This is a genomic window from Prochlorococcus sp. MIT 1341, assembly GCF_034092415.1.
GTDB lineage: Bacteria > Cyanobacteriota > Cyanobacteriia > PCC-6307 > Cyanobiaceae > AG-363-P08.
On record NZ_CP139304.1, the window covers coordinates 43,674 to 55,604 of the forward strand.

Annotated in this window: 11 protein-coding genes; 8 read left to right on the plus strand and 3 right to left on the minus strand. The window is 41.7% G+C overall.

Annotated features, from left to right (window positions below; all coding sequences use genetic code 11):
• Positions 1-135 precede the first annotated feature (135 nt).
• The 4 genes from SOI84_RS00200 to SOI84_RS00215 are packed head-to-tail and all read left to right on the plus strand — an operon-like array spanning position 136 to position 3,915.
• On the plus strand, positions 136-1,026 hold the full coding sequence (locus SOI84_RS00200; protein WP_320675469.1) for a metal ABC transporter substrate-binding protein: 891 nt from the start codon (positions 136-138) through the stop codon (positions 1,024-1,026).
• Positions 1,027-1,028: 2 nt separating this feature from the next.
• The gene (locus tag SOI84_RS00205) at positions 1,029-1,817 is read left to right on the plus strand and encodes a metal ABC transporter ATP-binding protein (RefSeq protein WP_320674406.1); all 789 of its coding nucleotides are present in this window, start codon (positions 1,029-1,031) and stop codon (positions 1,815-1,817) included.
• Between the two features lie 5 nt (positions 1,818-1,822).
• Positions 1,823-2,689 (plus strand): metal ABC transporter permease, encoded by an 867-nt coding sequence (locus SOI84_RS00210; protein ID WP_320674407.1) that lies wholly within the window; start codon positions 1,823-1,825, stop codon positions 2,687-2,689.
• A 5-nt stretch (positions 2,690-2,694) separates the two neighbouring features.
• Positions 2,695-3,915, plus strand: coding sequence for a DUF4336 domain-containing protein (locus SOI84_RS00215; protein WP_320674408.1), 1,221 nt, complete (start codon positions 2,695-2,697; stop codon positions 3,913-3,915).
• Here SOI84_RS00215 and SOI84_RS00220 read toward each other — a convergent pair.
• Together SOI84_RS00220 and lepB are read right to left on the minus strand one after the other, a co-directional pair.
• Complete coding sequence (locus SOI84_RS00220) at positions 3,890-4,240, minus strand: DUF760 domain-containing protein (RefSeq protein ID WP_320674409.1); 351 nt, start codon at positions 4,238-4,240, stop codon at positions 3,890-3,892. The two genes, SOI84_RS00215 and SOI84_RS00220, sit on opposite strands and share 26 nt — an antisense overlap.
• Before the next feature lie 51 nt (positions 4,241-4,291).
• On the minus strand, positions 4,292-4,876 hold the full coding sequence (lepB, locus tag SOI84_RS00225) for a signal peptidase I (RefSeq protein WP_320674410.1): 585 nt from the start codon (positions 4,874-4,876) through the stop codon (positions 4,292-4,294).
• Positions 4,877-4,977: 101 nt separating this feature from the next.
• On the opposite strand from lepB, the gene menD reads away from it, so the two are divergent.
• From menD to SOI84_RS00245, 4 genes are read left to right on the plus strand one after another with little or no spacing between them, the layout of a single operon-like run.
• On the plus strand, positions 4,978-6,735 hold the full coding sequence (gene menD, locus SOI84_RS00230) for a 2-succinyl-5-enolpyruvyl-6-hydroxy-3-cyclohexene-1-carboxylic-acid synthase (protein ID WP_320674411.1): 1,758 nt from the start codon (positions 4,978-4,980) through the stop codon (positions 6,733-6,735).
• Positions 6,736-6,770: 35 nt separating this feature from the next.
• Complete coding sequence (gene menB, locus SOI84_RS00235) at positions 6,771-7,634, plus strand: 1,4-dihydroxy-2-naphthoyl-CoA synthase (RefSeq protein ID WP_320674412.1); 864 nt, start codon at positions 6,771-6,773, stop codon at positions 7,632-7,634.
• Between the two features lie 50 nt (positions 7,635-7,684).
• Positions 7,685-9,151, plus strand: a complete 1,467-nt coding sequence (gene glgA / locus SOI84_RS00240) for a glycogen synthase GlgA (RefSeq protein WP_320674413.1) — start codon at positions 7,685-7,687, stop codon at positions 9,149-9,151.
• Positions 9,135-10,532, plus strand: a complete 1,398-nt coding sequence (locus SOI84_RS00245; protein ID WP_320674414.1) for a UDP-N-acetylmuramoyl-tripeptide--D-alanyl-D-alanine ligase — start codon at positions 9,135-9,137, stop codon at positions 10,530-10,532. Before glgA ends, SOI84_RS00245 begins: the two co-directional genes overlap by 17 nt.
• Here the strand turns inward: SOI84_RS00245 and glmU are convergent.
• Positions 10,529-11,884 carry a bifunctional UDP-N-acetylglucosamine diphosphorylase/glucosamine-1-phosphate N-acetyltransferase GlmU gene (glmU, locus tag SOI84_RS00250; RefSeq protein ID WP_320674415.1) on the minus strand — a complete coding sequence of 452 codons (1,356 nt, stop codon included), beginning with the start codon at positions 11,882-11,884 and terminating at the stop codon, positions 10,529-10,531. The genes SOI84_RS00245 and glmU overlap by 4 nt on opposite strands.
• Between the last annotated feature and the right edge of the window lie 47 nt (positions 11,885-11,931).

Genomic DNA, 11,931 nt, shown 5'->3' on the forward strand with positions numbered 1-11,931 from the left:
TTGGCAACCTAAGCTGGTCCATAATCATTTATTGAATTTTTAATAGTACTTTTGGGCTCCCTTCTCTCTAAAAGAAAAATTTTCACAGGGCTGTTTTTGTTGTCGTTTACCCTTCTAGTCGCTTGTGGAAGAACGATGAGAGGAGTAAGTAGAAGCGTTGATGACAATAAACCACTTGTCTTGACTACATTTACTATTCTTGCTGATATGGCGAGGAATGTTTCAGGTGATCTAATTAGAGTCAGGTCAATAACAAAGCTCGGAGCTGAAATTCATGGATATCAACCTACTCCTAGTGATTTAGTTAAAGCCTCTGGAGCAGATTTGATTATTGAGAATGGTCTTGGACTAGAGCTTTGGGCTCAAAAGTATGTTGCTGCTGCTGGAAATATTCCTAAGGTCATTCTTAGTGATGGGATAAACCCCTTAATGATTGAAGGTGATGCTTATGCAGGAAAACCTAATCCACATGTCTGGATGTCGCCTAGTAAAGCAATAGATTATGTCGATAAGCTTGTTGAGGCATTTATTATTCTTTATCCGGAAGGAAGGAATACATTTTTGAAAAATGGCTCTAAATATAAGCAGAAGCTTCATGCTCTTGATGCAGAGCTGCGTTCTTCTCTTTCCTCAATACCAAAGGAAAGAAGGATATTGGTCACTTGTGAAGGAGCTTTTAGTTATTTAGCTAAGGATTACGGTATGGATGAGGCGTATTTATGGCCTGTAAATGCAGAAAGTCAAGTGACTCCTAGGAGGATGCTTAATTTGATTAAGACTGTAAAAGCAAGGCAGGTACCAGCTATTTTTTGCGAGAGTACTGTTAGCTCTAAAGCTCAACGTGAGGTCGCCAAGGCCAGTGGCTCAAGTTTTGGAGGTATTTTTTACGTTGATTCTCTTTCAGAAGAGTCTGGTCCAGCACCTACCTTGCTTGAATTAATGCGCCATAATGTGTCGTTAATTGTGGATGGGCTTACAGTTAGGGGTGAACTTGAGAACGCTACAAAACCCATAGATGATTTATAAAAATGAAGAATACTTTTCGTGGTTCTCCATCAGATGAATTTTTGAGAATAGAAGCAGATCAACTATGTGTTGATTACAACGGAATGGTCGCGCTTTATGACGCAAGCCTCGACTTAAGAGCGGGATGTATTTGTGGCCTTGTTGGAATGAATGGAGCAGGTAAATCTACTTTTATTAAAGCACTTATGGGTTTTGTAAGGCCCTCAAGAGGGAGCATTAAAATTAATGGTCTCCCTTTGCATAGGGCACAACGAGAACAATCTGTTGCCTATGTTCCTCAAAATGAAGGAATCGATTGTTCGTTTCCTGTGAGTGTTTGGGATGTTGTCATGATGGGCCGTTATGGCTCTATGAATCTTATGCGGGTACCAAGAGAGTCAGATAGGAAGGCTGTGCACCATGCGCTTGAAAGAGTTGAGTTATCTCAATTGCGAAATAGGCCTATAGGAACACTTTCTGGTGGACAAAGGAAAAGGGCTTTTTTAGCGAGAGCTATTGCGCAGCGAGCGTCTGTTCTTTTACTTGATGAACCATTTAGTGGAGTTGATATTCGGACAGAAAAGATGATGGCAGAATTATTTAGACAATTTAAACAAGAAGGGAGGTCAATATTGATATCTACCCACGATCTGAGTCATGTTAGAGATTTTTGTGATTTGGTTGTTTTGATAAACAAAACTGTTTTAGCCTATGGAAAGACTTCAGAGATATTTACCCCGGAAAATCTCACGATGACTTTTGGAGGGATGCCTCCAGATTTGCTTTCGGGCACATCATCACTAGATCAATAAATTAGATGAGCGATATTTTTTCTTCGTTAGCGATATTCTCCTGGTTGACTGAACCATTAAGCCATGAATTTATGCGCAGGGCTCTTTTAATTAGTGCCGTTGTTGGAGGGGTTTGTGGTCTTCTTTCCTGTTATATGACTTTGAAGGGTTGGGCCTTGATGGGAGATGCTGTCTCTCATGCTGTTATGCCAGGTGTGGTTGTTGCTTATGCGCTTGGCTTGCCATTCTCTATTGGTGCATTTGTCTTTGGAGTTGGATCTGTTGCTCTTATTGGATTTATAAAGCAGAAATCTCGTGTCAAAGAAGACACTGTTATTGGACTAGTTTTTACAGGTTTTTTTGCTCTTGGCTTAGTACTTGTCTCAAAGATCAAGAGCAATATTGACTTGATGCATATTCTTTTTGGAAGTCCTTTGGGGATATCTAATGAAGACCTTCGGCAAACGCTAATAATTGCTGTGATTGTTCTATTGGTTCTTGTTGTTTTCCGAAGAGATTTGATGCTTTATTGCTTTGATCCAACGCACGCACGATCAATAGGGATAAATACAGGTTTACTGCACTATTTGTTATTATCTTCTTTGTCCCTAACTGCTGTTGTAGGCCTTCAGACAGTTGGGATTATCCTTGTTGTAGCAATGCTTATTACGCCTGGTGCAACTGCTTATTTATTAACTGATCGCTTTGATCGAATGACCTTTCTGGCAATTAGTAGCAGTGCCTTCTCAAGTGTTTTAGGCGTTTACATTAGTTTTTGGTCTGATATTGAGACTGGTGGAGCTATCGTTCTTGTTCAAACTTTTCTTTTCCTGATAGCATTTTTGTTTGCGCCTAGGTATGGAATTTTGATGAATAAAAATGTTTCTGCTTAATAGTTATGGAAGTATCGAATATTACCAGTAAAAAAGACTCTTTATCAAAGGATATTTCTTGGCCATGGTGGCCTCTCCTTCCTTTATATCCATATGGCCGTAGGAAAACTCTGGTTAAAGAATTGATCCCTGAAAGTATATGGAGCTTTGAGCAACTTCAAGGGCTTTATTACGTAGCAGTTCCAGTTCGATTAACAGTTGTAAAAGTAACTGGTGGTTTAATGCTTTTTAATCCGCTGCCCCCAACAGAAGAACTCCGGAAAAACATTTCTGTATTGGAGGATTCACATGGACCTGTCCTGACAATTGTTCTTCCAACTGCTTCAGGCCTTGAGCACAAGATTTCCTTACCTGCCCTTTCTAGAGCTTTCCCTGAGGCTGAGATTTGGATTTGTCCAGGTCAGTGGAGTTTTCCTGTTAACTATCCTCTTGATTGGTTAGGTATTCCAGAGAAAAGGGCAAAGATTTTGCTTAAAGATGGGTGTCCACATGAAGATCTTTGTTCATGGATTTCATTGGGGCCTTTGGATATTGGATTAGGGAGGTTTCAGGAGGTGGCTTGTTTTCATAAGCCTTCAGGGTCCGTATTGGTAACAGATGCTTTAGTTGGTATTTCTAAAGATCCTCCAGAAATTTTTGATATTGATCCAACACCATTGATTTTTCATTCAAGAGACAGAGGAGATGAGCCTTTGTTGGATTCTCCCGAGGCGCGTAAAAAGGGTTGGGCTCGTTTGGTTCTGTTCGCTTCTTTTTTACGACCAGCTTTGCTTGATATCCCTCCTGTTTTAGATGTAATGCGCTTTGCTTTTAGGCCTGCTTTGCTTAGCCCTAAGTCCCATTTTGGTGTTTTCCCCTTCTCATGGAGAGATGGCTGGGAAAATTCCGCTAATGAGTTGCTTGGAGAGAATAAACCTCGTTTGCAAATCGCACCTGTTCTGGAACGTTTGGTCTTTCCAAGAGCAAAAGAAACTATCTTTAATTGGCTAGATGAACTTAGGGAAATAGATGGAATTAAGTGGCTGATTTCCTCACATTACAATGCCCCACTTGAATTTAATTCAAGGGTTTTGGATGAGTTCAAGACTGAAGTTACTATGAGGACTTGGGCATCATCAGAAGGTAATTGGAGCTTCCTAGGTAGTGTTGATACCGCTCTTTTAAAAATAGGAGTTGTCCCTAATGATCCTTTGAAAGAATTTAAAGATCGAGATCGTCTGGGTTAACTTCCATCGCTTCGTCAGCAAATAGTGATTCCTCAAGCTCCATGCGCTGTTCCATTTGACGTAGAAAATATCCAGTCATCATTGCTGATGCGAGCATGTTTGCCAGGTTGTCTCGGCTTGCTGTGACTTTTACATCAAATTGATCACTCGGAATCATTCCAAGAAGACCTTGTACGTTGTGCCTAATAATTTCTTGAATATCCCCACTTGCAGATTTGGCAACTCTTTGCAGTACGTCAGGAGATTGCTCCTGGAGGTATTGCACAAGGCCATTGTAATCATGGCCATCACTACTATCTGTGGTTATGAACTCCGGGTTTATCATCCCAGTTTGTTCTTTTCACTTATAAGACCTTAGACCACTGAGGGGAGAACCTCAAGCTAAGTTTTGATCGGAGAACCGAATTGGACCAAACTTTTGCAATGGCCAATATCTCCAAACAGCTGTGCCAATAACATTTTCTTCGGGTAAAGGCCCCCAAAGATGTGAGTCAAGACTGTTGTTCCGATTGTCACCTAGAACCCATAGCTGATGCTCTGGGATTCTGATTACTTCCATTTCATAGTTGATAGGGCTGTCTCTCCAAATTTCTTTGACTAATTCACCATTCCGAAATAATTGCCCATTTTGAATTTCGATTTCGTCACCGGGAAGGCCTACCACCCTTTTTATAAGAGCGGAATTTTTGTCGTACCCAGCTTCTAAAAGTCTTGCGGGAGGGTGAAAAACTACAACACTACCTATCTTTAAGCTTTTATTCCTTCTTCTATAGATTCGAGGCGTTATCTTTTCGACCAGGATTCGATCTTGAATTTGTAATGTTGGGAGCATAGAGCCTGAGGGGATCCATCTAGGCTCAAGAATTTGCCACCTGACAATAAGAGCTATCACTAGCCAAAGGAATAGGTTTTGCCAAGAAATACCAGCTTTTTTTTTTGTTGGTGTTGTGTTGGTGGACATAGGAAATATTCTGACCGAGTCTTGAAGAGACTTCTTATCAGAGAATCGTATTAGTTGGGGGTTAAGTCCTGTCTATAGCAAAGGCCAATTTTTATTTTTCCTTGAAATTGCTAAAAGCTTTTCATGCAAAAGGGTTGCGAGATGTGGTTCTTTGTCCTGGAAGTCGATCGGGCCCTTTAGCGCTTGCCGCAGGTGCTCTTGCTAATGGTGAACTTTTAAAGCTCCAGAACTCTATTGATGAGCGTTCAGCAGCTTTTTTTGCACTTGGTCGTAGTTCCTCACAAGGCGTTGCCCCAGCGGTGATTACTACCTCAGGAACTGCCGTCGCAAATCTTCTTCCTGCAGCTGTGGAGGCTGATAGGTCTTGTCAACCTTTATTGCTTTTAACCGCAGATCGCCCTAATAGATTAAAGGATTGCGGAGCTAATCAAACTGTAAATCAGGAGGATTTTCTTCGTTCTGTTTGCAGGGGTTTTTTTAGCGGGCCTCCTGAAGGAGCGCATTTTCTTTCAGAGGAAGCTTTGGACTCATTAGTTAATGAAGCTTGGGAGAATGCTCATTGCTTGCCAGGACCCGTCCACATTAATTTCCCTTTCGAGGAGCCTTTGCACGCTTCTAGGGTTCAGCAGGTAAAAATATTTTCCGGGTGGACGCCTACTTCTGATCGGGGTGATTTCAATTCGTTTGGAGAGGGAAATGTTTTACTTTCAAAGAAAACTTCTCGGTCTTTTCCTGCTTTGGACCCATCACGCCCAGGCTTAATCGTGGCTGGGCCATGGCAAGGATTAAACCAAAACTTGTCTGGGTTTAAGAATGCACTTTCTAGGTGGCAGAGTATTAGTGGTTGGCCAATATTTGCGGATCCCCTTTCTGGAGTCTCATTTGATCAACAAGGATTAATTCACTCATGGGAGCTTTTAATACCTTTTGTCTTTAATTTATATGATTTCCAAATTCAAATCTTGCGCCTTGGGCCAATGCCTGCGAGTAGGAATCTTGAACGATGGTTGAGTGAAGTTGATTCTAAGCAGGTTTTAATTACAGAAGGAAACTTTAGGAATTTAGATCCATTAGGGCTTTCTTCCCAGTGGGATGGCGGGCTGTTGCAGTGGGTTGAATTAATTGAGAAATCTAATCAGATTGATTTTGTGCAGAACCAAAATCATCTTTTTATGAAGGATTTTGGATCCCTTGATCTTGTCGCTCAAGATTGGTTGGATGACCAACTACCTCTAAAAGGACCTGTTAATGAGCCTTCTTTGGCTCGATGGCTTCCTCGTCTATTGCCAAAAGGTTTTTCAGTAATGCTTGCTGCGAGTAGCCCCGTTAGAGACTGGATAAAGTTTGCGGGTAAAGGATCACAAAATAGGCGATGTTTTGGGTTTCGTGGGGCTTCTGGGATTGATGGAACTCTTTCATTGGCTCTAGGTCTTTGTGCAGAAGAACGTATTTTCTTGGTAACAGGAGATCTCGCTCTTCTCCATGACACAAATGGATGGTTGATGACTAATGCTGAAGACCACTTTCTGATTATCTTCTTGATAGATAACCGAGGTGGTGGGATCTTTGATCAACTTCAACTAGAAACTGATCCAAGGAGTGATTTTCACCTTCTTTTTGCAATGCCTCAAGAAGTAGACCATGCTTTAATTGCATCAGCCCACTCAATACCCTCTAGAGAGGTATCTTGCCTTGAGGATTTGAATTCTTCACTTGACTGGGCATTTGCTCAGAAGAGCAATGTTTTATTAAGGGCATCAACTTGTCGCGAAACGGATGCTGTTCTAAGAAGAAATCTTGCCAAAGGATTAGTTCAGTTTTTAGAAAAGATTCCCAAAGATAGTTTGTCTGATTTATAGTTTCAAGGTATGAACAGCTTGCTTGGAAAGGTTAATTGACTAGAAAAGTATTGCCCGGAAACATTTCTGTCGATTGGGATCCATGGCATGAATATAAGGATGTTTTTTTAGACAGATGTGTTGAGGGGATCGCACGCGTTGCAATAAATAGACCTGGAAAGAGAAATGCTTTTAGTCCTCGCACAGTTTCTGAGCTTTGCGATGCTTTTACCCGAATAAGAGACGATAAGGAAATAGGGGTTGTTCTATTTACTGGCGTCGGGCCAGCTGATGATGGAGGATACGCTTTCTGTTCTGGAGGGGATCAAACTGTCCGTGGGGACGGGGGCTATCTAGATGAAGGAGGTTTGGCTCGACTTAATGTTCTTGATCTTCAGAGAATTATTCGTAGTCTCCCTAAGGTTGTTATTGCACTTGTTGCTGGGTATGCCATTGGTGGTGGTCAGGTCCTTCATTTGCTTTGTGACCTTAGTTTGGCAGCTGATAATGCAGTGTTTGGTCAGACGGGCCCTAGGGTTGGAAGCTTTGATGCAGGTTTTGGTGCTGGATATTTAGCGAGAGTCGTTGGTCAACGTAAGGCCAGAGAGATTTGGTTTTTGTGCCGCAAATACGATGCAAAGCAAGCTCTACAGATGGGCCTAGTAAATAAAGTTGTTCCTATTGATCAGCTTGAGAGTGAGGGTATTAACTGGGCAAAGGAGATTTTGCGGAATAGTCCTACTGCTATTCGTTGTTTAAAGGCAAGCTTTAATGCTGAAACTGATGGCTTGGCGGGCCTGCAGGAGTTGGCTGGGCAAGCTACCCATCTTTTTTATCGGACAGATGAAGCGCTTGAGGGTAGAAATGCATTTCTTGAAAAAAGGGACCCTGACTTTTCAGATTCCGGCTGGCTTCCTTAATGTGGGTTGGCTCATGCATTTAGAGTTTTCGCTCTTTCCCAAGATTTGAAATGCGCTTGCTTTTTGCGGCTGCGGAATGTGCACCGATGGTCAAGGTTGGGGGAATGGGTGATGTTGTTGGAGCATTGCCCCCTTTCCTTGCAAATCTTGGACATGACGTCCGCTTGATTATTCCAGGCTATGGAAAGTTGTGGAGTGAGCTTGATATTCCTAAGCAACCCATTTGGCGTGCTCAGACAATGGGGACAGATTTTGCTGTTTATGAAACTTTTCATCCGGAAAATGGGTTGCCTCTTTATTTAGTAGGTCATCCGGTTTTTGATCCGGAAAGGATTTATGGAGGTGAGGACGAAGATTGGCGCTTTACTTTTTTTGCAAGTGCCACTGCTGAATTCGCCTGGAACTGTTGGAAGCCTGAAGTCCTTCATTGTCACGATTGGCATACGGGAATGATTCCTGTTTGGATGCATCAAGATCCAGAGATCAGTACAGTTTTCACTATTCATAACCTTAAGTACAAGGGGCCTTGGAGGTGGAAGTTGGACAGGATTGCCTGGTGCCCTTGGTACATGCAGGGTGATCACACAATGGCAGCCGCACTTTTATATGCAGATCGTGTTAATTCTGTTTCACCTACCTATGCAAGGGAAATTTGCACATCGGAGTATGGAGAGATGCTTGAGGGTTTATTGAGCTATATCTCCGGCAAGCTCCGTGGAATTCTTAATGGGATTGATCAGGATAGATGGAATCCTGCTACTGATACTGCTCTTGCCGCTAATTTTGATTCCCAAGATGTTTTTGGACGTATTGCGAATAAGCGTCTACTTCAGAAGCGAATGGGACTTGATGTAAATCCAGATACATATTTGCTAGGGATGGTTAGTAGGCTTGTCGATCAAAAAGGCGTTGATCTTCTATTGCAGGTTGTCAAACGATTGCTTGCTTATACAGATTCTCAGATTGCAATTTTGGGAACTGGTGATAGATCTCTTGAGTCAGCTCTTTGGCAGCTTGCTATAGAACATCCAGGTCGTTTTGCAGTTTTCCTTACCTATGATGATGAGTTGTCTCGGCTGATTTATGGAGGAAGCGATGCCTTTTTAATGCCAAGTAGGTTTGAGCCTTGTGGAATTAGTCAATTGCTTGCAATGCGTTATGGCTCAGTTCCCGTAGTTAGAAAGGTTGGGGGTCTTGTAGATACTGTGACTCCTCATGATCCAGTTAACAATTCAGGTACTGGGTTCTGCTTTGATCGATTCGAGCCAATTGATTTATACACTGCCTTGGTTAGATCTTGGGAAGCCTTTCGCCATAAGGAAAGTTGGCATGCACTTCAAATTAGAGGCATGAAGACGGACTTTGGCTGGGAAAGGTCTGCTGATGAATATGATCAGATGTATAAGGATGTTTGCGGGATAAAAGAACCCTCTCCAGATGCTTCTGTAGTCGAAAAACTTTCTGTTGGACAAGCGGCTGATCCTGCTTTTGACAAATCAGATGGTTCTGATACTTAGTGACTTAATAGATCTTTGGGGTGAACCACATTTCCGTGGTTGTAGAAAAATGCACCAGCCTCTTGGAACTGTTTCTACAGATACAAGACTTTTATCACAAGGCGACTTTTTTATACCTTTGATAGGTGAGAAGTTTAATGGTCATGAGTTTCTTCTTGAGGCATCTGATAAGCGGGCCCAGGCTGCATTGGTGTCTTTTGATCATGCCTCCTTAGTCCCAGATGGATTTCTTCATTGGATTGTTGAGGATACTCTTATTGCCTATCAACAGTTGGCATGTCTCCACCGCTCAAAATTCAAGATACCTTTTGTGGCTGTTACTGGCTCCGCAGGTAAAACCACAACAAGAGAGATGATTGTCTCGGCTCTTCGAACATCAGGACTAGTATTGTCGAGTAGAGGAAATGAGAACAATGATATAGGAGTAGCTTATTCCTTAATGCAAGTGCATTCAGGCCACAAAGCTGCTGTTATTGAAATGGGAATGCGTGGGCTTGGAGAAATTAAGAGACTCTCTAAATGCACGCAACCCGACATCGCCGTAATTACAAATGTAGGTAATGCTCATATAGGTCGTCTTGGCAGTAGAGCTAATATTGCTATTGCTAAATGTGAGATCACTTCTTCCTTAAACCCAAAAGGAGTTTTGATAATCCCTGCGGGGGATCAACTTTTGGAGTCAACTCTTTCAAAGAGTTGGCATGGACGAACTGTTCGAGTCGCTCTTGCCGAAGGGATTGCTGAAAAGAAAAAGGGTTTAGATTATTTCGAACTTCCCCAACCTGATCTTGTTGGACACCCTGATTTCATAAAGCAAATTATGGAGGTAGAAGGGGACCTCTTTGATTTGCCATTGAGAGGAAGACATAATGCTCTGAATTTTATGCTTGCATTAGCGGTAGCAAAAGAGTGTGGTATTGATCGAACTCTCTTGCAAAAGCTCTACGTAAAGCTACCCGTTGGTAGGAGTCGAGAGATTCAAATTGGTGGAATAACTGTTTTAGATCAGACTTACAACGCTTCACCAGAAGCAGTGTTGGCCGCTTTGGACTTATTGGCTGAATATTCCGGGCGTCATTTTGCTGTTCTTGGTTCGATGTTGGAACTTGGCGAACAAAGTCACGCTTTACATGCTCAAGTAGCTAAAAAGACGGTAGATCTTTCTTTGGATGGATTAATTGTTCTCGCTGATGGTGTTGAAGCAGATGCGATGACAGAAGTTGCCAGTTGCCTTAATCGTTTTGTAGTAGTCAAGGATATTTCAGAGGCATATCATTATCTTTGTGTTTGGTTGAAGTCAGGAGATAATTTGCTTGTTAAGGGAAGCAGGAAGGTTGGTTTAGAAGAATTATTGATTCGATTAGAAAAGTTTAATAGTTAAGGTGGGCTTATTTTTATCCAGCTCTCTTTAATAAGTTGTTTCGACCTACTTATAGCTAGTGCGTTTGAAGGGACATTCTTGGTAAGAGTAGACCCTGCACCAACCGTTACATCTTGACCAAGAATGATTGGAGCAACAAGTACTGAGTTGGCTCCAGTTTTGCTTCTGTCTCCGATTGATGTTTTGTGCTTTTGCTTCCCATCAAAGTTAGCTGTTATTGTTCCTGCTCCAATATTTACTTCTGCCCCCAATTTTGTGTCACCTATGTAGCTGAGGTGATTTACTTTTGAAGACCTACCTATTTGACTGTTTTTTATCTCCACGAAGTTTCCTATCCTAGACCTATCACTCACATTTGAACCTGGTCGAAGATGTGAAAAAGGTCCTATAGAAACATCGTTTTCAACTGTTGATTCGGATATGACGGAATAAATAGCATTGACTCTTTTCCCGAGGGTTGAATTGTTCAGAAATGTCCCTGGTCCAATTCGACATGAATCCCCAATTATGCACTTCCCTCTTATATGGGTTTGAGGTTCGATAACAACATCTCTGCCAATTTTGCAGTTATCACTTATGGTGCAGCTTGATGGATGAATGAAGGTTACACCTTCATTCATCCAATGGTTTCGAATTTTGGATTGTAGATATTCTTCGCAGATTGATAGTTGTTCGCGGTTATTGATTCCATTCACTTCATTTGTATCTTCTACTTCAATGTGCCTTGATGATTCGAACATACCAATTGTATCTGTAATATAAAGTTCTCCTTGGGAGTTATTGTTATTTAGTTTTGGGAGAACTTTCCTGAGGCTTTGCCAATCAAAACAATAAATCCCTGAATTTATAAGATTGTTTTTCTTCTCCTCTTTGTTACAGTCACGATCTTCAACGATTCGTTTAACTAAGCCTTCCTCATTTGCAAATACACGTCCATAGCCGGTAGGGTTTTCTAGTAGTGCTGTGAGTAAAGTAACCGATGTTTTCTTTCTTCTATGTTCGGTAACAAGTTTGATTAGTGTTTCTGAACTCAATAATGGAACATCACCGTTAAGGACTAATAGTTCTCCTTTGAAGCTTTGAAGTACTTTGTCTAATTGTTTAACAGCGTGACCCGTTCCATTTTGAGGTTCTTGTAAGACGAACTCCAAATTTATATGATCTTTCATCTGCTTTTCAATCTGCTCAGCTTTATGGCCAACGATTACTAGTTGTCTGTCAGGGTTCAGTTGCTGACAACTTTTTAAAACCCTTTCAAGTAGGGTTGTGCCTCCAAGTGTTTGAAGGACTTTGGGAAGGGCACTTTTCATACGTGTGCCTTTGCCAGCAGCTAATACGGCGATGGCGAGCATATAAAAAAAAGCTTATTCGAGGAATCTAAGGGATCTTGACTCCTTAG

Excerpts from the sequence above, each read along its gene's own strand:
- SOI84_RS00210 (WP_320674407.1), top strand. The coding sequence starts at position 1,823 with ATGAGCGATATTTTTTCTTCGTTAGCGATATTCTCCTGGTTGACTGAA.
- glmU (WP_320674415.1), bottom strand. The coding sequence starts at position 11,884 with ATGCTCGCCATCGCCGTATTAGCTGCTGGCAAAGGCACACGTATGAAA.
- lepB (WP_320674410.1), bottom strand. The coding sequence starts at position 4,876 with ATGTCCACCAACACAACACCAACAAAAAAAAAAGCTGGTATTTCTTGG.
- SOI84_RS00215 (WP_320674408.1), top strand. The coding sequence starts at position 2,695 with ATGGAAGTATCGAATATTACCAGTAAAAAAGACTCTTTATCAAAGGAT.
- SOI84_RS00205 (WP_320674406.1), top strand. The coding sequence starts at position 1,029 with ATGAAGAATACTTTTCGTGGTTCTCCATCAGATGAATTTTTGAGAATA.
- SOI84_RS00220 (WP_320674409.1), bottom strand. The coding sequence starts at position 4,240 with ATGATAAACCCGGAGTTCATAACCACAGATAGTAGTGATGGCCATGAT.
- SOI84_RS00200 (WP_320675469.1), top strand. The coding sequence starts at position 136 with ATGAGAGGAGTAAGTAGAAGCGTTGATGACAATAAACCACTTGTCTTG.
- SOI84_RS00245 (WP_320674414.1), top strand. The coding sequence starts at position 9,135 with ATGGTTCTGATACTTAGTGACTTAATAGATCTTTGGGGTGAACCACAT.
- glgA (WP_320674413.1), top strand. The coding sequence starts at position 7,685 with ATGCGCTTGCTTTTTGCGGCTGCGGAATGTGCACCGATGGTCAAGGTT.